The sequence below is a fragment of the Providencia sp. PROV_01 genome, from assembly GCF_053098325.1.
The window spans coordinates 2,413,472-2,434,522 of sequence record NZ_JBRFKD010000002.1 but is presented as its reverse complement, the minus strand read 5'-3'; the positions used below and the strand labels follow the sequence as shown (position 1 = coordinate 2,434,522).

The following is a 21,051-nucleotide window of genomic DNA, read 5'->3' as shown; positions in this document are numbered from 1 at the left end:
GCTAATCATCATTTTTATATCTGCGATACAGAACTGGATTTACAATGAGAGTTTATAAAAACATACAGTTGGCTGTAGGTGCTTCGCTACTCATGAGCGCCTCAATCTGCATATCATCGCCTGCCGTTGCGCAAGAACAATCGGCAAATTTATGGGATAAATTTAAAAATAATGTCAGTACCACATGGGACTCTGACAAATATGAGTTATATGTTCCAGCGGTGACTTGGCACAACCGTGCAATGTACGACAAGAAAAAAACGGATGAGTATAACGAGCGACCTTGGGGTTTTGGCCTTGGTAAATATCGTTATGATGAAGACAATGACTGGCATGCTATCTATGCAATGGCATTTAAAGATTCACATAATGATTGGGAGCCAATTGGTGGTTATGCATTCCAAAAAATGTGGATCCCAGGGGACATTGATGGTTTTCGCATGGGAGCAGGTTTCACTCTGAGTGTCACTGCCCGTAGGGATATGTACTATATTCCAATCCCAGCACCGCTCCCGCTAGTATCAGTGGAATATGACAAGCTTTCGCTGCAAGCCACTTATATTCCAGGGACTTATAATAACGGTAACGTATTATTTGCTTGGCTACGTTGGCAATGGTGACCTAACGACTTCATCGCAGTATAAAAAGACCGGTCGGGTATTCCCACCGGTCTTTTTATTATAAGAAAAAACCAAATCTAACTGAATTGTTGGCTTTTGGCTAAGTCTTGTTTTTTAGCCCCTGAGAATTGGTATCCAACCCATAGAACTGCTATCCATAATGGCATAATTAATACTGAAATGCGCAAACCGTCCATTGTTAGGATGATCCCTAAAATCAGCAGTAAAAATGCTAAGCACAGATAGTTCCCAAATGGATACCAAATGCTTTTAAATTTCGTTTCAACACCTTGTTTGTTCATTGCTGCTCTGAACTTCAAATTTGACACACAAATCATAATCCAGTTTAGAACTAACGTTGTCACGACCAATGACATTAACAATTCGAAAGCTTTACCTTCCATCACAAAGTTAATTAAAATCCCGCCAGAAGTCGCAATACCTGAAACCAATAAAGCCATGACGGGAACGCCACCTTTATTCACTTTCGCAAGAAATTTAGGTGCGTTACTTTGTTGTGCCAAGCCATATAACATACGGCTTGTCGCGTAAGCCCCACTGTTATACACCGACAACGCAGCGATTAGAATGACAACATTCAATGAATTAGCAACCAGTAAGTCCCCTAATTCATGGAAAATTAATACAAATGGGCTTGTTTTGCCATCAAGGTCAACCCAAGGATATAATGCGAGTAATACCGCTAACGAGCCAATATAAAAAATTAAGATACGGTATACAACTTGGTTAATCGCCTTTGGAATGCTTTTATCTGGGTCTTCTGCCTCTGCGGCGGTAATACCGACAAGCTCTAATCCCCCAAATGAAAACATAATAATTGCCAAAGCCATTATTAGCCCATTAAAGCCATTAGCAAAGAAACCACCATATTCCCATAAGTTACTGACTTTCGCTTGTGGGCCGCCATGACCGCTGAGCAGTAAGTAGCAACCAAAAATAATCATAGCAACCACTGCAATGACTTTGATTAATGCAAACCAGAATTCCGTTTCCCCATAAGAGCGCACATTGACCAAGTTAACCGCATTCACAGCAATAAAAAACACCGCGGCAGAAACCCATATCGGGAGTTCAGGCCACCAATGTTGCATATATTTACCTGCGGCGGTGAGTTCCGTCATCCCAACAAGGATAAACATGACCCAGTAGTTCCACCCTGAGAGAAAACCCGCAAAGCCACCCCAATACTTAAATGCAAAATGACTAAACGAACCCGCGACAGGTTCCTGAACAATCATTTCTCCCAACTGGCGCATAATAAGAAAAGCAATAAACCCACACAGTGCGTAGCCAAGTAAAACCGATGGCCCTGCCATTTGTATGGTTGTTGCTATTCCAAGGAATAACCCTGTACCAACAGCGCCTCCCAAAGCAATCAATTGGATATGCCTGTTTTTTAATCCCCGCTTTAGCGTCTGTTGCTGTTGCGCCATAACTTTACCCTTTCGTCCTCTTACTTGCTTTTTATCGTCCAAAATAATGATAATGACACAAGTTTATTTGAATTTTCTTATTAACACTACATTCTTCTGGCGCTGTTTTTACCATATCTTACGGCCCAAAAGCAGGTGCTATTAGTTATTTTTTTTCATCACATAACAAAATGATACAGCGGGATAGCTACCCCAACTCAATATCATGGATTGTGCATTAAAAAGCAAATTCAAAATGGTAACAAGTCAGTTACACGACAAATACCAAAAATAAAGTTTTCTCCTCCCTGATCACACAGGTTGTCCATCGCTAAGAGATAGAAAAAAAGACACGCTAAAACAGCACTTACAGCAATAATTAATTTACGACCAAACACCGACAATTCCTTCATATTTCTATGATGATTTTATTTTTCAAATGATTACAATATTAAGGTACTGCCATTTTATGATAGATATCATTTATGGCATTGCACGTAATGCGTTTATAGAATAAATGGTACTCTAATTTAGAGCGTCAAATTTGAGGAAAATATGCAATTAACCTCTTTTTACAAAAATTCCGCTCATTTTAGGTGCTATTGGCCAGTAACTTATTCTGATTGTGCTTTTTTTACCCTAAAAATGGGAAATACCGCACAAGCAGCCTTTGTCATCATGAAATGAAGTTGTGTATACTTCTGCTACCGTAAAACTAGAAAACATTTGAGATGCCACAAGATAACCACTTAGCACTTGTTTATGCTTTGAGTAAATGGATAGAAGAACACTTAGGGCGCGTGATCCACTTAGAAGAGCTCGCGGCTTATTCAGGCTATTCACTTTGGCATATGCAAAAAATCTTTAAAGAAGTCACAGGGATTTCACTGGGTAAATATATCCGTCAACGCCGTCTTGCTGGTGCGGTTAACTTACTGCGCAATAGCAGTAAGTCTATTTTCGATATCGCTCTGGATTTTGGTTTTGGGTCACAATCCCACTTTACCTATATGTTCCGTAAAGAATATGGCATTACGCCATTTGATTTTAGACAGAATGACCAAATTCAATTAGATGTGAAGCAACCGCTTCATTTGATTCATAATTATGAGTGAGAATATTTTAGCCGCATTAATCTATTGATTCACATGCTAATGCTATAAAACATTGTCATTTCAAGCTTCGACTATTGAACAGAGTTCCTGCCTTGTATTCTGTTCAATTTCAAATCAAACACCCATTATTCTATTGTGAATAAAATTATAACTATTTGTATAATTTACATTCTGAATAATTGGAGTAAGGTATTGGCAGAAAGCACGCATTTTAGGAGGCATTGGATGTCAATCAAACTGGTCGCCATTGATTTAGATGGCACATTACTTAACTCCCAACACCAAATATCTCCCGCAGTAAAAGAGGCTGTCACTCAAGCCAAACAAAAAGGTGTACATATTATTTTAGCCTCAGGTAGGCCATTTTCGGGGATCTCCCCTTACCTACGGGAACTAGATTTAAATACCGCAGATAACTATTGTATTAGTAATAATGGTAGTGTCATTCACCAAGCCAATGATGGCAGTCATCTGGCAGAGAATTTGTTAGATTTCGCTGACTTCCAATATTTTGAGGAACTGGCTAGAAATGTCGGGGTTCACATGCATGCTCTTGCGGATAACAGCATGTTCACGGCAAACCGCCATATTAGTCACTATACAGTTGCAGATGCTTATTTAACTCACACTCCGCTTATCTATTGCCCCGTTAATGAAATGGACTCTTCTTTGGAATTTACTAAATTTATGATGATTGACCATCCAGAGAAATTAGATATTGGTATCAGTTATCTTCCAGAGAATGTCTTCGATAATTACGCTTTAACCCGAACAAGCCCGTATTTCCTAGAGGTATCAAATAAAACCTCAAGTAAAGGCGCGGCATTGCAATGTATCTGTGAAAAACTGGGTATTACACCTGACAAAGTCATGAGTATTGGTGACCAAAATAATGATATCCAAATGCTACAATACGCCAGTGTTTCTGTCGCAATGGGCAATGCTTTAGAGCCAATTCGCCAAATGGTTAAATTTGTGACCACAACTAATGATGAAGATGGCGTTGCCGTCGCCATTAATAAATTTATTAATGTATAAGCCCGCAAAAATTCACTTCAGTTTCTGTTGCAGCGCTTATCTGGGACGCGCTGCACCTTTTAACCGCGTATTGGTTTTTGCCTCGTCGCTAAAAAGCAAATCACCGACCCCATTGTCACCATTAACACACCTTGCCAAAAACTTAACGTTAATGCCGTGCTTAATAACATAGACGCGAATGCAGTTGATATAACTGGGGTAAAATAAGAGAGTGTCCCTAAAAAAGCCACATTGCCCTTGATAACCGCAAATGTCCATAATGCATTCGCACCGCCAGTCGCAATTGAGGCCACCACTAATAATAACAGGCTTTCTTTATTGATAATAAACGGTGTTGGAGTACTGAAAAAATACAATATCCATAACCCAATAGAGGTCATGATAAAGAATAGTACCATACCATTGTGACCTCCAGAAATACGCTTAGTGACATTGCTGTAAAACGACCAAACAATAGCCCCAATAAAGGCTAAAAAATAACACAGTGGATTACTTTGAATATTTGCCCAAATACTTTGCACCGACAATGGTTGATTTCCTGAAATTACCCAGATCAACCCCATAAATGCTAAAACTAAACCTAATCCCAATAATAAAGTGAAACGTTGACGGTTAAAAAATACAGCCAGTGCGATAGTAAAACTTGGCCACAAATAATTCACCATACCAAGTTCAATAGCTTGCTGCCGGCTATTGGCTAAGCCTAACGCTAATACAAAACAGATTTCATAGCTAACAAACAGTGCCGTTCCCCAAAGCAAGTAGCGTTTGGGATACTTCGTTATTTTAGGCACCCCCATGGCAAGTACTAACACAAGGGAACCGACTGTATAAACTAATGCTGCACCACCGACAGGCCCAAAATTTTCACTTACACTGCGGATCAGTCCTACCATTGTGCTCCACAACAAGATTGAAATAACTCCATACAGCGTTGCGGCGTACTGATTCAATTTCATAACTCTCTCGGCTATTTAAATTAGAAAATGATATATATTGTGATAATACATTTATTTTATCATCTTAAAAAACCTTATAGCTCAAAGAATTATAAAACAAACATTTATTCTTATTAAACCTTGATAATATTTCATAAAAAAATTCTCAGGCTTTCACCTAAGAATTTTATGCTTTACGTTTTTTATATTAGCGAGATGTTTCTTTCTCAACCCACTTATCGACTTCTTCTTTTTCCCATATCCCCTCCTCAAACTGTTTCTTTAATTCAGGGTGCTGATTAATATCAAAAGTCGGTATTTTACCTGCAACCAATTGCTGGTTATAATCTTTAGCGAGTTTGAAAGCGATACCCGATAATAAAAGGATCGCGATTAGATTTGTTATTGCCATTAACCCCATGGATAAATCAGCAAGTTTCCAAATAAATGGCATTTCAGCAAGTGCGCCAAACATCACCATACCTAAGGCAGCTAAACGGAAAATAAATAAACCCGCTGTGTGGTTATTTTCTAGAAAAATCATATTGCTTTCAGCGTATGCATAGTTAGCAATGATTGATGTAAACGCAAAAAAGAAGATAGCAATCGCAATAAAGGTACTTCCCCAGCTACCAACGGCAGAAGATAGCGCAAGTTGTGTCAATTCAATGCCATTAATGTTATCCATCCCACTTTCTAGAACACCAGATGACAAAATAATAATTGCGGTCGCACTACAAATAACAATGGTATCCATAAAAACACCAAGCATCTGCACATATCCTTGAGATGCAGGATGAGGTGGATAAGGCGCTGCAGATGCCGCTGCATTCGGTGCTGACCCCATCCCGGCCTCGTTAGAGAATAGCCCTCGCTGAATACCTTGTGTCATAGCCTGAGCAACACCATAACCAACAGCACCACCCGCTGCCTCTTGCAAACCAAATGCATTTCGGATTATCAGCATAAAAACTTCAGGTAATCGTTCAATATGGTGCCCAACAACCCAAAATGCCAATAACAAATAGGCTAACGCCATAACAGGAACAACTAATTCAGCAACCCTCGCAATGGATTTCAATCCACCAAAAATAATAATTCCACTTAATAAAACTAAGCCAATGCCAACATAAATTGGATTGAAATCAAAGGCGACTGCGGTTGCTTGAGCGATAGAATTAGCTTGTACTGCATTAAATACCAAACCAAAGGCAATAATGAGGAAAATTGAAAATAACACGCCCATCCATCGTTGGTTTAAGCCTTTTTGCATATAATATGAAGGCCCACCGCGATAATTTCCTTTATCATCTTTGGTTTTGTATAACTGTGCTAAAGTACACTCCACAAAAGACGTTGCCATCCCGAGTATAGCAACGACCCACATCCAAAAAATAGCACCCGGTCCGCCAGCTGTTAGCGCAATTGCGACCCCGGTTAAGTTTCCTGTACCGACCCTAGCGGCTAAACTTGTACATAGTGCCTGAAAAGATGAAATACCTGCGCTATCAGATTGTTTACTGTTTTTTAAGACACTAAACATATGGCCAAAATGCCTAATTTGAATAAACCCTGATCGAAGCGTAAAATACAGGCCTGCTCCCAGTAATAAATAAATAAGTAACGAACCCCAAATAATATTAGTTAGTGAGTTTATAAATTCTATCAAATTACACTCCTTTTTTATTAGAACGATTAATAATGTATTAATCGAAAATCAAATCCTCACATTTAAAACATAACTCCAGAAAAAGGAGTTTAGCCTACAAAAGCCAAATCATCTTAATATGATTATCAGAAATTATATTTTTTTCTCTTTAATGTAAATTAATTTCCGTTTCATCAATCGTTAACTACATTGTATTTTAATTAAAACAAGTTAGATACTCACAAATAAACACATATAACACCTTGAAAAACCTAACCAAGAAAAAATTCTTTATGATTAAGTAAGAAATAAATCAAATGATTGATTTTCAGTATTTATTTTAACCAAAAAGTTACTTAAATAAATAAAAAACCATTATTCATTTTATCACTTCAATCTTAATTAACTTATTTCTTAACAAAAATATTTGTAATATTTATTTTGCTTAATTCATATATTATTTGGAATATCTAATCAATAAATGAGGTTAATTTATAATCAAAAAGCCCATCACGTTACAATCGTCACAATTAGATAGTTGCTTATACTTTCACTTAACAATAAACTGAGCCTAATTAAATTTTATAGACAAGAGGTTAACGTATGGAAATTAATATCAAGTTATCTGATGACCCACTTTCTCAGCTCCCTGAAAAATCATATGAATCCTTCATTGCTGAGTTGAAAGCACGTGTTTTAGAAGTTTACCCTGGCAGCTATCTTTTGATTACTCATGATAATGGCCCAACAACCTTTCAAACTAAAGGCTTCCATGATGATAACGAAGCCCATATTGTCTTACATGAACTTGTCGAAGATGTCTTAAAACATGGCCATTGGTTAAAACAGTAATCTCCGTGTTAGGTTACATGAACAAAACCAGCTATGAGTCTACCTGACCTCTAGCTGGTTATTTTTTATTTCTCCCATATTTCGATAACACGCCTCTAATATGGGTTCAAACTCTGATCAAGATCATACTTAATCTTAACTTTCACCAAAACAAGTTAAAATCGCTTTACCTCACATCGTTATATGATACTGTATATAACGTAATTTTCATTTACATTGCTTTTGCTAATTATAGCGGCCAGTATTTATACTGGCTCTTTTTTATGAAATCATGCTAAAACCCTCTTCTTCATCCCCCATTTTAGGCCTAATCTGCTATAGTATTTTTCTAGTACCAGATAGAGTTATTATTCATTGTGTGCAAAATAGAGGTATGACTATGAAGCGTTTGTTACTGGCTTTTTGCCTGGCTCCAGCCCTTGTTATGGCTGATAATGCCCCATTAAATATTAGTGAAATAGCCAAAGATTATTGTGAGATCACTGGTCAAGCACTAAGTGAAGCATACAGCACTGACAAAACTAGCAGTGAATTAACCCAATCAACCATTGCTAAATTGAAAAGTGAAAATGTCGACCTCAAGCAATTAGCCACTGTAGAGTCAGACCTCCGCGAAAATCTAACATCAGCGATTGACACCGTACGTAGCAATAAATCTAAGTTTGCTAATGAAGCTGACTTCAATAAATCATTAAATGACTCCATTTCAGCTTGTAAGATCCAAACTGAACTACTTTTGAATAAATCTTAATCATTTAATTTTTAAAAAAAGAAAAAGCGCTCAAACTAAAATTTGAGCGCTTTTTTATTAATTGGTTGTTTTTTTAACACACAACTGTTCAATCGAGAATTGTAATTCAGGTGTTTCACTAATAATCAATTGCCCATGCTCAGAGAAACGCCCTTCTTTAATGCTGACATTTGCAACAAATGGTAGCGAGCTATCTTGGCTCGATAAGCGGTATAAGCCGCAAACCCGATAACTCTCTCCTTCCTTAAACTCGCTTTTTTGCACTATATCCACATCACTGAACTCAATTACTGATGCATTTCCTAGCTTTTTTTCCACCATGCTTTGCGCTTCATTTTTAACATCTGAGTCACCAATACTGGTATAAGAATGGTATGCAAATACGCCTAAAGCCAATAGCAATACAATTAATAATTTTGTTTTTATACGTTTCAACGCATCACCTTTCTACTTTATGATAACTTAACCTAGTATAAATGTATTATATCAATTTGAGTAAACAATTTGAGCTTTTGCCTTACGCATTTACGTTTGTCCTAACCAGTTGACACTACTTTATAAAAATTAGTTTTTAAATTGAAAACATAACCAATGTCCTTCCTATTATTATTGATTCAATCTATATCTATTAAATTAACATTAATAAAAAAAACATTTTTTATTTATTTATTTAGTTTTATACTGGCCTATATACTACCTGACTGATTTAATATATTTTTATGAAAGAAAAAATCGTTAAAAACCTTGTTAGCCTAACTCATGGTACCAACAATGATGTTAAAATAGCGGCGATAAATGCATTAGGCGATTATATTTGTTCTATTGAACAAGAAGATGCTATCGATAGACTATTAGCTTTATGTGAGGATTATAATAAAGATATTGCTGTAGCATCAATTGTATCAATTAGCAAACTAGCTAAATTCTTCCATGAAACCCAACAAAACAAAACCAATTAAAAAAATAACGATTTAACGTAAAATTCATTTATTTAACAAATGATTTGCATTATGAGAAAATAAAGGAAGAAACATGACTGAATTATGGTTTATTCATTTAGATAAGTAAATTCAATTGAATTAATTAATTCCAATGGCAGAATAATAATCAATAAATATCTAAAGGAGATATAACATGAATATATTAAAACCATTAATTCTCAGTGCAAGTTTAATCGCGATTAGCTTTTCAACATTCGCTTACCCAGGAGATGGTAATGGTTCATGGCACCGCGGAGGGTACCAAAACCAACAGCAATATAATGATAGGCCTTGCGATAATTACCGCCACTCTAATCATGCAAATCGTCACCGTGGTATGATGCAGTATTCAACATCAATTCAAACTACTCAACCAGATGAAACACTGAAAAAAATTGCTGCAGATGCTCCTAAAGGAGAAAATGGTAAACAATATATGGTTAAAGTTGCGGTTGTATAAATTACACCTAACTTTCCAGTACAAGGCCAATAATTTTTACCAAGGGTAGAATAAACTACCCTTTTTTGTTTATATGACTTCAATGGTTATACCCCCCCATAATTGATCCCCCTTACTTTGCTATCTTGGCATGACATGTTTCTTTTCTTATTTACCGTAGATAAATTTGCAATAGTTCAGAAACTAACCAGATGAATAAGTAATCATAAAAAGTAAATAATTATTTACTTTGGAACTATTTTGAGTAATCTAATACTTTCAAAGATAATAATTTCAGGGAATAACTATGGATCGCCGTTCGTTTCTTAAATCCACATCACTAGTTGCAGGTGGAATTGCACTTAACTCACTTTTTAATCAAGCCATTGCGCAAACAAACAACATAAATATACCAAGTGAAAAACAACCTCTCTTGCTGAATTTTAATGAAAATTCATTAGGGATGTCACCGAGTGCAAAAGAGGCCATTATCAAAGCGTTACCTAATGCATTTCGTTATCCGGATGACGCTCGTGCTGAATTACAGCATAATATTGGTGAGCTCTACAGTTTATCTAATAAGCACATTAGTATGGGTAATGGATCATCTGAAACGATTCAAGCTGTTGTCGCTATGTTGGCAAATAAAGCAAACAAACTCGGTAAAAAAATTCAACTAGTCACCCCTGATCCAACGTTCAATTATGCAGAACTTTATTCTCTGCCATTAAGTATTAAGATAACCAAAATTCCTTTAAAAACTGATTTATCATTTGATCTAGAAGGAATGGAAAAAGCTGCTAATGATTTTGACGGTTTATCAATGGTCTATATTTGTAACCCGAATAACCCGACAGCAATGATCACGCCTTATAGCCAGTTGGTTAAATGGATGAGTAAAGAGTCTGACAACACATTTTTTATCGTTGATGAAGCTTACGCCGAGTTTGTTGAAGACCCAAATTTTACGAGTGCTATTCAATTAGTCAAAAAAGGCCAAAATAACCTGATTGTCACACGTACTTTCTCAAAAATTTTCGCCTTAGCAGGTTTAAGAGTTGGCTATGGTGTTGCGACCCCCGAAATTATTGCTGCTGTAGACGAATTTTTATCTATTGATAATACCAATACAGCGGGAGCAGTCGCTGCAATAGCGTCTCTAAAGGATAAATCATTTATTGAATACAGCCTAAAATCTAACAATATTTCGAGAAAAATCGTAGAAAAAGCATTAAATGAGATTGGGTTAGAATATGCCCCATCACAGGCTAATTTTATTTTCCATAAAGTTAAAGGTGACGTAAAAACCTATCAACAACGTATGGCTGAAGCTCATGTTATGGTTGGCCGTGAATTCCCACCTGCCATTGGCTGGAATAGACTCACACTAGGAACCCCCGAAGAAATGCAGCAATTTGTTGTGATATTAAAGCAGTTTCATGAAAAAGGATGGGTATAAATTAAGTTCTCTCCAAAAAGAGCAGTTCAAGCTGCTCTTTTTACATTAAAATGGCCCCTTAAAGATAAAAAAGGCGCCTGCAAAAATAAAAATAAAACCAATTAAATGGTTAATGGTAAAATTTTCACCTAAATATAATACCGAAAAAAGAACAAAAACACAGAGTGTTATCACCTCTTGCATTGTTTTTAATTCAGCCGCACTGTAATACTGATGCCCTAACCGATTAGCTGGCACTGCAAAACAGTATTCAACCAATGCAATTAACCAGCTAAAGAAAATAACAACATACAACGGCTTTGTTGTGAACTTTAAATGGCCGTACCAAGCAAACATCATAAATACATTTGAAATAATAAGTAAGAATACTGGATAAAATTTAGTTAACATGCTGATTCAATAGACAAACAATAAATAACCGATATTATGAGGTTAGAATTAACACACGACAATGTGCTCCCATAAATACCCCTGCGCTTCATATCATAAATTTAAACGTATTTAGCAATCATTACGAGGTAATAATGAATATTAAATATGAATTAATGACACAACCAGATTGTCCTGCTGTCGCTCAATTATTGCAATCTAATTCTGAATCCCAACAAGGTGGATTACTCGGTGAATACCCTCAAGCCAAAGTCAATGCAATGTTTGCAGGAAGTCTGACTCCCGTTGTAGCTCGAGATGGAAATAAAATTATCGCTGTCGTATTTAGCTTTGACCCTAATTCCTCATCCCTACCCCCTATAGCACATTTGATCATTAAACAGCATGCAGAAATTGTACAAGGCAACTGGTTCTATGGTCCTGTTTGTATCGATAGTGATTATCGAGGGAGAAATATTCTCAAATCACTTTTTGATAAAATTTGTTCGTACAACCAAGGAAAGCCTATTGCCTTTATTAATGCAGACAATCTCAGATCGCTTATGGCGCATCAAAAAATAGGCATGAGCAATGCCACTAACTTTGAATTTAATGGCATCACATATCATCTAATGGTAGGGAGTTAATTGTGTACCAATTGGTACATTTTTATTTTAATTTGCTTATTTTTTGCTACACTGTGACAAATTATTGTATACAGGAGTCATTTTATGACAGATTTCATTAGTGCAAATCAAAAAGCATGGGATAAACAAGCTGAATCACAACTTGCTTGGTCAACCCCCGTTGATTCCAAAACTATCAATGATGCCAAACAGGGAAAATGGCAAGTTCATTTAACACCAACTCCTGTTGATGATACTTGGTTAGGGAATGTAAAAGATAAAAAAATTCTTTGCTTAGCTTCTGCGGGGGGGCAGCAAGCTCCGGTACTCGCGGCAGCAGGAGCAAATGTGACTGTTTTTGATTTTTCTCAGAAACAGCTTGAACAAGACAAAATGGTGGCAGAAAGAGATAATTTAACCTTAGAGATTGTTCAAGGTGACATGCGATCATTACACATGTTTGCTAATGAAACATTTGATATTATATTTCATCCTATTTCTAATCTGTATATTCCGGATGTTAACCCTGTCTGGCAAGAATGCTACCGTGTTTTAAAACCAAATGGACGACTGTTATCCAGTTTTTTTAATCCTGTTGTTTTTATTGGGGAACGAGATAAGCAATATGACGAACAAGGTATAATAAAGCCAAGTTACACTATGCCTTACTCCGAACTATCTACTTTATCGGCAGAGCAAATAGCACAAAAGCAGGCAAAGCAAGAAGCTTTTGTATTTGGTCATTCACTGACAGATCTCATTGGTGGGCAAATAAAGGTAGGTTTTCATATCACAGGCTTTAAAGAGGACTGGCAACCTAATCCACGCTTTGTCGTTGACAATTATCTACCCACATTCCTAGCGACGATGGCAGTTAAATCAAATTAATATTAGTGACGCTCGTTTTGCTAGCAACTCAACGAGCTATCATTAATTTAGCTTCTTTTACAATATCTATCCCACACAGCTTCAAATTGTTCTGCGGGAATAATATCATCTGTTTTTTCTACAAAAGGAATGGATATCATTACTTTTCCAGCTCTATTTTTATGAAGCCTAACGATAAATCTTTTATAGCCATGGGGTAACTCATTTTCAAAACCAAAGACTTCACCGCAATAATAGCCCGTTTCATCCCCTTCTTCATTTTTCGTCAATACATAATATTGAACATTTTTATAATTTGCAGCCGAAGGGTAAGCAAGAAAATCTTCGACAGAACTTTTCACTCGGCTTTCAGTATCTAACTCAGCATCAAGTTTAACTTCAGTCATAATTCCTGCAATATACGCACAGCCAGCAACTAACAGTAATACCAGGGTTCTTAATAACATTTTAATGGTACAGCTCAATAGAAAACATTGCTTATCATTATAGTTAATACTTAAATTTTTGCGACTATAGCCAACCATGTTTAAGCCGTCAGCATATCGAGAGAGTTTAGTTTTATGATGTTTTATAGCTAATTATTTTACTCTATGTTATTTATTGAGTGAGTTGCCATATATAAACTAATATTGCCGCTGTTATTATCCAAATAGCGGTTGCCATACTTAAACTTCCCCAAGCGGTCATTTTCGTTGCTAATAAATATACCGTTAGTAAATACATTGCATAAGGAATGAGAGACCAGAGCCCAAACAGTGCAGTTTTTCTGAGAGCTTCTGTTCCTTGTTCTTGAACGACGATAACATGAGCAATTAATGCAAATGTAGGAAATAACGGAACTAAACCTGCAATATAGTAAATTTTACTACGTGAAAATAGTGCAATAATCAATACGGCTAAAGCACCTAAAAGGCATTTAAAGAATAAAAAAAGCATACCGCACTCTAGGCTCAAATTTTAAACGTTGACTATTATTATCACAAATCACTCGTAAATTAACTCTCTTGTAGGTAGCAATCTACAACAATTATTTCCTCTTATTCCCTCGTTATCAGTAAAAGTTGCCTAATCCCTTTCAATTTTATGAGCTAAGTCAAATTGTTGAATATAAAGTATCCAGAATTAGTGCCGATACATTTACTTAGTCCCTACGCCTGATGCTTTCGCGTGACTACATATAACTTTTTAGCTATCGGACAGCTTCGATTTGCTCATGGTTAATAACGTTATGTTTAGAAGTCGTTCTTAGTATGCGTACAAACATACTACTCGATGGTATGAAAGGAAATAATCAATGATGTCTGGTAATTTAAAAAAAATTAATTTTAGTTCAGCTAAATTCTCTTTTTCTGGTTTTAAGACAACAACCCTAGTCTGGTTTATTTCAGGCCTGCTTATCGCCCTTCTTCTTTCAACCTGTTGGTTTTTCTTTAGTTCTTTAAAACAATATCAAGAAACATTAACCAAGCTCGATACTATCTATAACGAACAAACACAGTTGAATAATACATGGCAGTCTTTATTACAGGCACGAAATACTTTAAATCGTGCTAGCTCTCGCCATTTGTTGATTATCAATAAGATGAAAACTTCAAATACTGACATAGATAGCCTTATCGAGTTTTATCATAAAAAAATGGCAGAAACAGGTAATTATTGGGATGCATTCACTGCCACCTCACTCTACAAAAATAGCGATAAATTTGCTGAGTTAGAAAAATCATATAAAGCGTTATATGCTGCATTGAATGAACTTTCAGTCTTTCTAGTTCAAGGAAAAACATATGACTTTTTAAACCAGCCGACTCAAGGATTTCAGGATACATTTGAGAAAAACTACGTAAGTTATCATCAACAATTAAATAGTAGTTATCATGATATTGCTCTTGCAAGTGAGCAACTGTATAAACAAAGTTTGATTGGTTTAATCATTACTATCTCAATAGTTATCCTCTTAGCTCTATTTATTCGATTTATTCTACAACTTTTCTTTATTCGCCCACTAAACCAAGTTATTGATGGTATTGAAAAAGTTAGCCAAGGCGTTTTATATCACAGCTTTGATAATAAAGGGTTATATGAGATCAAGTTACTTAAACAGCATGTGTCTAATATGCAAAGTAAACTGATTGATATCGTCAAAAATATTTATGACAACACTCACCATATAAAAGTTGAACTTGGTGACATCACTCAAATGAATCACGACCTTTCTATTCGAGCAGATCAACAGGCCGCAGCCATTGTTGAAACAGCAGCCAGTGTCGAAGAGCTCGATTCCTCTTTTAAATTAAATACGGCCCACACTAACCAATCGTGTCAATTGATGTCCGAGACGAGTGTAACGATTGATAAAAGTAATGAACTTATTTCTGATGTTGTAGAAAACATGGATGATATTGTCGATTTTTCCAAAGAAATCAGTAAAATCACCTCCACCATCGATAACATTGCTTTTCAAACTAATTTATTAGCATTGAATGCCGCTGTAGAAGCTGCCAGAGTGGGTGAACATGGCAAGGGCTTTGCGGTTGTCGCAAATGAAGTACGCGAATTATCAATTAGTTGTACTCAGGCATCCAAAGAAATTAAGCTATTAATTAATAATTCAAACGATAAAATTAATCACTGTTTCCAATTAGCTGCGGATGCAAATGATAATATCGTTTCAATTGCACAAGACACATCTAATATCAATGAAATGATCCAAAGTGTTGCCCTTGCTTCGAATGAGCAAACCCATGGGGTAAGCCAAATACACTTAGCAATTAATGAGTTAGATAACACCACACAAGCGAATGCAGCTATGACTCGCGAATTGCAATCATCCTTAAAAGCGTTAGAGTCTCAATCAGATTTATTAGAAGATATTATTTCTATTTTTCACACAGAACCGAAAAGTGACCATGAAGTTGACAGTGATATTCACTACGAGGTGAAAAAAGTAAAATAATTTGTCTAAACATGTATTATCTTGTATCGCAATTTATTTAGGAGGTTGGCTTTAGATAGTCGCCTCCGATAATTTTCTCATATCCCTCTCATTCCTCCAATTTTTGTTACTATGTTTTATCGCCATTTAATAACTTTTTACAGTTTATCTGATATAACAGATTACGATTACTTCTATTAAACATGAGTTCATGATGACAATAAAAATTACTGTTCTTGTAGATAATAATACCCTAATTGATAGCTATTTTTGCGGTGAACCCGGTGTTTGCTACTATATCGAAGCTGATAATAAAAAAATATTATTCGATACAGGCTATTCAGATATATTTATTGATAATGCACATATCTTAAATATTGACCTTGCTGAGATCACTGATCTGGTTCTTTCTCACGGCCACAACGATCACACATGGGGCTTAAGTCACTTAATTCAACATTTTGACCGCCGTAACATTGAAACACAAGAAGCTAAGCACCTGATATACCATCCAGATGCCCTAATTCCAAAAAAATTTCAATCTAAAGTCATCGGAGCGAATACACCTAAAGAGTTTTTAGCTTCTTATTTTCATTGTATTGAAACGACTAAGCCATATTATCTTTCTGAAAATATTATATTTTTAGGCCAAATTCCTAGAGCCAATAGCTTTGAAGGAAAAGACCCCATTGGTACTACCCTCGACTTCAACCATAATATCGTTGACGACTATGTCTTTGATGACTCTGCACTTGCCATTAAAACATCGGAAGGCCTAATTGTGATAACGGGTTGCTCTCATTCTGGAATTTGCAATATTACTGAATATGCAAAGCATGTAACTGGCATCAATAACATTGTTACTGTGATAGGCGGGTTTCATTTGCAGCAAGCCTCAGAAGAAGTTTTAGAACAAACAGGTAATTACTTTCGCCAGCAAGATTTAAAATTTATACACCCATGTCACTGTACCGATCTTAACGCCAAAATACATTTAGCGAAATTTGCGCCCGTACAAGAAGTTGGCACAGGGTTACAGTTAACTTACTCAAGTTAATATAAAACCAGTTAACACAAAATAGAATAAAGTAAAACCTAGTGTTACATTAGGTTTTACTTACACCAGTAATATTAAGCCCTTACAAAAACAATCAAAATTTATGTTCTTGAACCCAAATCTTCATCCGTATTACTGCCTTTAATCATTCTTGTCATTTCTTCGCAACGGATAATTTTCCCATCTTCTATTTGAAAACAAGCAAATACCTCAAATTCACTTATTGAACCATCTTTTTTAGTCGCTTTTGCCAGATGCTGAGTATGAACACAGCCATCCCCTTCTGCGATCGATTTTATAGTAATAACGATTGATTCAGTGGCTTCTTTCAATACCTGCAAATGGGCAATAAACTCATTAAAATTAATTTGTTTTCCATCAACAACTTGGATATATTTATCTGAAAAATATTGCTTAGCCACAGACAACGAACCTATATCCTCGCCCAATACCGCATTTAATGCTTGTGTTACCCACTGCGCGTTAGTCATATTTTATCCCTTATCATAAAAACAGCTTTCATCATTGTTATGGGAGTATTATTTTGTATTTCAAGTCAAAAACCAATTTATTATCTTTTTAATTTTATTCTTATACTATATTTCAATAATTTCTTATTTGTCCGTAATTTAATCTACAAAATACCACTTAATTTACCATTTTTATGATTACTCTGATTTGGATTAAGCACTAATCACTGGTATTATCTAATGGTCTATCTAAGCAATAGACACCTTATAACAATAACTATAAATATACATTTCCATTAGATACCCCTGCATGCAGGGGCTTTTTTTATTAAATAATTTCATCCCCCAAAAAACCATTATTGATAACCTGTGACTTTTTCCTCATTTTACGACTCTCCTAATTGCTAACATCATACTCCAATCCCATACTTTTTAAGCATTATGAAAATATCTTAGCTAACCACCTAAAGAGGTTAATCATGAAGTTACTTTTGTTAGGATGCATACTTACTGCTTCTTTTTCTTTGCAAGCAATTGCCGCTACTGAAACGCCGATCCGGCTAGTTATCCACGGTGGTGCTGGTACTATTACAAAAAATACAATCACGCCTGAACAAGAAAAAGCATACCAAGATAAATTAAATGAAGCGCTAAAAGCAGGTTATAACGTATTGAATAAAGGAGGTTCTAGCCTTGATGCAGTACAAGCTTCCATTAATGTAATGGAAGATTCGCCTTTGTTTAATGCAGGCAAAGGTGCGGTATTCACTCACGATGGAAAAAATGAAATGGATGCCTCAATTATGGATGGTAGTAACCTGAAAGCAGGCGCCGTTGCTGGTGTTACCAATATCAAAAACCCAATCAATGCCGCCTATGCTGTTATGACAAAAAGCCCTCACGTGATGATGGTTTCTAAAGGTGCTGAGCAATTTGCTGCAGAGCAAGGCATTGAAATTGTTGATCCATCTTATTTCCGTACTGATTTTCGCTGGGAACAATTGCAAAAAGCGAAAGAAAAAGAAAAAGTCGTATTAGATCATGATGGGAAAACAGCTGCACTATTTGTAGACCCTATGTTATACGATTATAAATATGGCACTGTTGGAGCTGTTGCTTTAGACAAACAAGGTAACCTTGCAGCTGGTACATCAACAGGGGGTATGACAAACAAACGGTATGGTCGCGTTGGTGACTCGCCTATTATTGGTGCAGGAAATTATGCAGATAATAATACCGTAGCTGTTTCCGCAACAGGCTCTGGAGAAATGTTTATTCGTACAGCAACGGCTCATAATATTGCAGCACAGGTAAAATATAATAAAGCCACCCTTTCTGATGCATCTCGTAATGCACTCGATGACGTTAAAGCTATCGGAGGCAGTGGCGGTGTAATTGTATTGGATAAATCTGGCAATTACGCAATGGAATTTAATTCAGAAGGTATGTACCGTGGAACTATAGGTGATGACGGTATCCCTCATGTATCTATTTATAAAGAATAAACTTTAAATAAACAACAATCCCTCAGACTTAATTAATAAGTATTGAGGGATTTTTATTTCTATTATGACAATATTAAGATGAATGACAGTTACAATCTTTAACTATTTGTAAAAGAAATAAACATGCAATTAGAGTAGGTTAATTAATAATTATAACTTTTATAAAAGGTATTTTTATGCAATTTAATCTAACTCAAGTAAATATATTAGAAGAAAACACAAAGGTTACAGGGTTACATATAACTTTACTCGGTGATGATAGTTCTGTTCATACACTTAAAATGGATATAAAAGGTTTGGATACCATGAACATGAGTTTAAGAGATATAGAAAAATATGCTATTAAACAACTTAAACATAACTTTGAACATTGTTCTAATGGTTAAATTTTACGATTACTTCTAGGCAATAATAAAATTTATTGCCATATAAATAAAATTTTTATTCTTCATCAGGATTTTTAAGCACTTTATATATTTCTTCTTTTAATCGTAGTTTCTGTTTTTTTAACTCAACCACCTCATCGCCATACCCTCTTCGGTCTGAATGTTCCAATCTTGCAATTTCATGGTCTAACTGATTATGTTTTTCAAAAAGAGCACGAAAATGAGGGCTTGATTGACGAAGTTGAGAAATTAAATCGCGGTACTCTGGAAACATAAGTTATTTCTCCTGCGTTAGTATTATCAGCACATAATCTAATCATTTTCACCTAAATCAAAAATAATATCATCCACCTTATATCAAATTTACAACCGACTTCAACTAAATTCCATGTCATTTCGAGTTAAGCATCATCACTATGTTAGCTTAAGCAAGTTATTAATACTTTATTTATGGGTTCATTAAGTTATCAATAAAAGACAGCATCATAATGACTCTATTACACAATGCGTTAATGTTAATATAGCATTTCTACCTCTCATGAAATTTAAACCAATGAGTAAGGTGCACTCAAAAATTTAAGATATCTATTTAGAACTCGGGAAAATAAATGCAAATTAAAAATACCGGCGAAATTGAGCAAGATATTCAGGTATACCTTGTGAATTCTTTCACACAAAATAATACTGGTGGCAACCCTGCTGGTGTTGTTCTCAACCCGCCAGCACTCAGTACTTCACAAAAAATAGCTATTGCGCAACAAGTCGGTTTTTCAGAAACAGCATTTGTCTATAATGGTGAACAAACTGATTTTGAAGTAGATTTCTACACCGCTGAAGGTGAAGTCGATTTTTGTGGTCATGCCACATTAGCGGTGTTTTTCACTTTAGCGTCACTTAAGCTGATTTGCTCTGGGTGTTACACCCAAAAAACCAAGGCCGGTATTCTAAGTGTGTCTGTTAGCCCGAACAATATCGTTATGGAGCAAGCGCTACCCATCCTGCGAGATGGACCTAATATCAATGAAGTTGCAGCAGCCCTTGGCATAACGAGTGACATTATCACTGAAACAAGCTTACCTATCATGATAATTTCAACTGGGTTACCCGACATTATTATTCCCGTAAAAACAGGTTATTTAAATTTACTACAGCCTAATTATGAAGCAATAGCGAAACTAAGCCGTGAATTCAATACGATCGGCTTCCATGTATTTGAGTTAAATCAAGACACATCAATCACAGCACATTGCCGAAATTTCGCACCGCTCTATGGAATAAATGAGGAATCGGCAACAGGCAGCGCTAGCGGAGCGCTTGGCTGCTATTTGGTCAATTATGTCTTACCAAATGAAACTCAATTTCTATTTGAGCAAGGTCGTGCCATGGGATGCACCTCATCGATTCAAGTAAACATTCACTCACAAGCGAAAAAGATTACTCAAGTGAAAGTTGGCGGCCAAGCCGCCATGATGGGAGCTCGAATAATACATATTTAACTAGAAGTACAATATGTTAGGCCATAGATTATGATTTAATTATTCAATA

The 21,051-nt window shown here is 35.9% G+C and carries 25 protein-coding genes; 15 read left to right on the top strand and 10 right to left on the bottom strand.

Annotated features, from left to right (window positions below; genetic code table 11):
* Positions 1-44: 44 nt before the first annotated feature.
* Positions 45-620, top strand: coding sequence for a lipid IV(A) palmitoyltransferase PagP (gene pagP / locus ACU696_RS11940; RefSeq protein ID WP_109912424.1), 576 nt, complete (start codon positions 45-47; stop codon positions 618-620).
* Between the two features lie 77 nt (positions 621-697).
* On the opposite strand, the gene ACU696_RS11935 is transcribed toward pagP, so the two are convergent.
* Entirely contained in the window at positions 698-2,074 is a 1,377-nt protein-coding gene (locus ACU696_RS11935) for an amino acid permease (protein ID WP_117162299.1), read from the bottom strand.
* Between the two features lie 230 nt (positions 2,075-2,304).
* Positions 2,305-2,451 carry a PhoP/PhoQ regulator MgrB gene (gene mgrB, locus ACU696_RS11930; RefSeq protein WP_004911439.1) on the bottom strand — a complete coding sequence of 49 codons (147 nt, stop codon included), beginning with the start codon at positions 2,449-2,451 and terminating at the stop codon, positions 2,305-2,307.
* Positions 2,452-2,784: 333 nt separating this feature from the next.
* On the opposite strand from mgrB, the gene ACU696_RS11925 reads away from it, so the two are divergent.
* Positions 2,785-3,168 (top strand): helix-turn-helix domain-containing protein, encoded by a 384-nt coding sequence (locus ACU696_RS11925; RefSeq protein WP_109912422.1) that lies wholly within the window; start codon positions 2,785-2,787, stop codon positions 3,166-3,168.
* A gap of 225 nt (positions 3,169-3,393) precedes the next feature.
* Positions 3,394-4,206 carry a sugar-phosphatase gene (gene yidA, locus ACU696_RS11920; RefSeq protein ID WP_196718345.1) on the top strand — a complete coding sequence of 271 codons (813 nt, stop codon included), beginning with the start codon at positions 3,394-3,396 and terminating at the stop codon, positions 4,204-4,206.
* A 59-nt stretch (positions 4,207-4,265) separates the two neighbouring features.
* On the opposite strand, the gene yddG is transcribed toward yidA, so the two are convergent.
* Positions 4,266-5,165, bottom strand: a complete 900-nt coding sequence (yddG, locus tag ACU696_RS11915) for an aromatic amino acid DMT transporter YddG (protein ID WP_196719469.1) — start codon at positions 5,163-5,165, stop codon at positions 4,266-4,268.
* 187 nt (positions 5,166-5,352) lie between these two features.
* Entirely contained in the window at positions 5,353-6,813 is a 1,461-nt protein-coding gene (locus ACU696_RS11910) for an alanine/glycine:cation symporter family protein (RefSeq protein ID WP_004911454.1), read from the bottom strand.
* A 582-nt stretch (positions 6,814-7,395) separates the two neighbouring features.
* Here ACU696_RS11910 and ACU696_RS11905 point away from each other — a divergent pair.
* Complete coding sequence (locus tag ACU696_RS11905) at positions 7,396-7,644, top strand: DinI-like family protein (RefSeq protein ID WP_004253462.1); 249 nt, start codon at positions 7,396-7,398, stop codon at positions 7,642-7,644.
* A 379-nt stretch (positions 7,645-8,023) separates the two neighbouring features.
* Complete coding sequence (locus ACU696_RS11900; protein ID WP_004911457.1) at positions 8,024-8,395, top strand: hypothetical protein; 372 nt, start codon at positions 8,024-8,026, stop codon at positions 8,393-8,395.
* Positions 8,396-8,452: 57 nt separating this feature from the next.
* Here the strand turns inward: ACU696_RS11900 and ACU696_RS11895 are convergent, their stop codons facing one another.
* Positions 8,453-8,830, bottom strand: coding sequence for a hypothetical protein (locus ACU696_RS11895; RefSeq protein ID WP_004911465.1), 378 nt, complete (start codon positions 8,828-8,830; stop codon positions 8,453-8,455).
* A gap of 284 nt (positions 8,831-9,114) precedes the next feature.
* Between ACU696_RS11895 and ACU696_RS11890 the strand changes: the two genes are divergently transcribed.
* The 3 genes from ACU696_RS11890 (at position 9,115) to ACU696_RS11880 (ending at position 11,273) form a co-directional block, all read left to right on the top strand.
* A complete protein-coding gene (locus tag ACU696_RS11890; protein ID WP_004911467.1) occupies positions 9,115-9,354 on the top strand; it encodes a HEAT repeat domain-containing protein in 240 nt (79 codons plus the stop codon).
* A gap of 175 nt (positions 9,355-9,529) precedes the next feature.
* On the top strand, positions 9,530-9,835 hold the full coding sequence (locus ACU696_RS11885) for a hypothetical protein (RefSeq protein ID WP_447343115.1): 306 nt from the start codon (positions 9,530-9,532) through the stop codon (positions 9,833-9,835).
* Positions 9,836-10,121: 286 nt separating this feature from the next.
* Entirely contained in the window at positions 10,122-11,273 is a 1,152-nt protein-coding gene (locus tag ACU696_RS11880; protein ID WP_164528754.1) for a pyridoxal phosphate-dependent aminotransferase, read from the top strand.
* Positions 11,274-11,318: 45 nt separating this feature from the next.
* On the opposite strand, the gene ACU696_RS11875 is transcribed toward ACU696_RS11880, so the two are convergent.
* A complete protein-coding gene (locus tag ACU696_RS11875; protein WP_109912416.1) occupies positions 11,319-11,663 on the bottom strand; it encodes a DMT family protein in 345 nt (114 codons plus the stop codon).
* Positions 11,664-11,797: 134 nt separating this feature from the next.
* Here ACU696_RS11875 and ACU696_RS11870 point away from each other — a divergent pair, with 134 nt between their 5' ends.
* Positions 11,798-12,289, top strand: coding sequence for an N-acetyltransferase (locus ACU696_RS11870; protein WP_123381886.1), 492 nt, complete (start codon positions 11,798-11,800; stop codon positions 12,287-12,289).
* Positions 12,290-12,373: 84 nt separating this feature from the next.
* Complete coding sequence (locus ACU696_RS11865) at positions 12,374-13,156, top strand: class I SAM-dependent methyltransferase (RefSeq protein ID WP_123381885.1); 783 nt, start codon at positions 12,374-12,376, stop codon at positions 13,154-13,156.
* A 47-nt stretch (positions 13,157-13,203) separates the two neighbouring features.
* Here the strand turns inward: ACU696_RS11865 and ACU696_RS11860 are convergent, their stop codons facing one another.
* Together ACU696_RS11860 and ACU696_RS11855 are read right to left on the bottom strand one after the other, a co-directional pair.
* On the bottom strand, positions 13,204-13,680 hold the full coding sequence (locus tag ACU696_RS11860) for a hypothetical protein (protein WP_004911484.1): 477 nt from the start codon (positions 13,678-13,680) through the stop codon (positions 13,204-13,206).
* Positions 13,681-13,753: 73 nt separating this feature from the next.
* Entirely contained in the window at positions 13,754-14,092 is a 339-nt protein-coding gene (locus ACU696_RS11855; RefSeq protein ID WP_209101604.1) for a GlpM family protein, read from the bottom strand.
* 358 nt (positions 14,093-14,450) lie between these two features.
* Between ACU696_RS11855 and ACU696_RS11850 the strand changes: the two genes are divergently transcribed.
* Together ACU696_RS11850 and ACU696_RS11845 are read left to right on the top strand one after the other, a co-directional pair.
* Positions 14,451-16,109 carry a methyl-accepting chemotaxis protein gene (locus ACU696_RS11850; RefSeq protein ID WP_109912412.1) on the top strand — a complete coding sequence of 553 codons (1,659 nt, stop codon included), beginning with the start codon at positions 14,451-14,453 and terminating at the stop codon, positions 16,107-16,109.
* 193 nt (positions 16,110-16,302) lie between these two features.
* A complete protein-coding gene (locus ACU696_RS11845) occupies positions 16,303-17,145 on the top strand; it encodes an MBL fold metallo-hydrolase (RefSeq protein ID WP_004911498.1) in 843 nt (280 codons plus the stop codon).
* A gap of 101 nt (positions 17,146-17,246) precedes the next feature.
* Here ACU696_RS11845 and ACU696_RS11840 read toward each other — a convergent pair whose 3' ends face one another.
* Positions 17,247-17,636, bottom strand: a complete 390-nt coding sequence (locus ACU696_RS11840) for a nuclear transport factor 2 family protein (protein ID WP_004911500.1) — start codon at positions 17,634-17,636, stop codon at positions 17,247-17,249.
* Between the two features lie 458 nt (positions 17,637-18,094).
* Here ACU696_RS11840 and ACU696_RS11835 point away from each other — a divergent pair, with 458 nt between their 5' ends.
* Both ACU696_RS11835 and ACU696_RS11830 read left to right on the top strand, forming a co-directional pair.
* A complete protein-coding gene (locus tag ACU696_RS11835; RefSeq protein ID WP_109912411.1) occupies positions 18,095-19,120 on the top strand; it encodes an isoaspartyl peptidase/L-asparaginase family protein in 1,026 nt (341 codons plus the stop codon).
* Positions 19,121-19,296: 176 nt separating this feature from the next.
* Positions 19,297-19,506, top strand: coding sequence for a hypothetical protein (locus ACU696_RS11830; RefSeq protein WP_447343114.1), 210 nt, complete (start codon positions 19,297-19,299; stop codon positions 19,504-19,506).
* Between the two features lie 55 nt (positions 19,507-19,561).
* On the opposite strand, the gene ACU696_RS11825 is transcribed toward ACU696_RS11830, so the two are convergent.
* Positions 19,562-19,780 (bottom strand): YdcH family protein, encoded by a 219-nt coding sequence (locus tag ACU696_RS11825; RefSeq protein ID WP_110731982.1) that lies wholly within the window; start codon positions 19,778-19,780, stop codon positions 19,562-19,564.
* A gap of 334 nt (positions 19,781-20,114) precedes the next feature.
* Here ACU696_RS11825 and ACU696_RS11820 point away from each other — a divergent pair, with 334 nt between their 5' ends.
* Complete coding sequence (locus ACU696_RS11820) at positions 20,115-21,002, top strand: PhzF family phenazine biosynthesis protein (protein ID WP_164528751.1); 888 nt, start codon at positions 20,115-20,117, stop codon at positions 21,000-21,002.
* Positions 21,003-21,051: the final 49 nt, after the last annotated feature.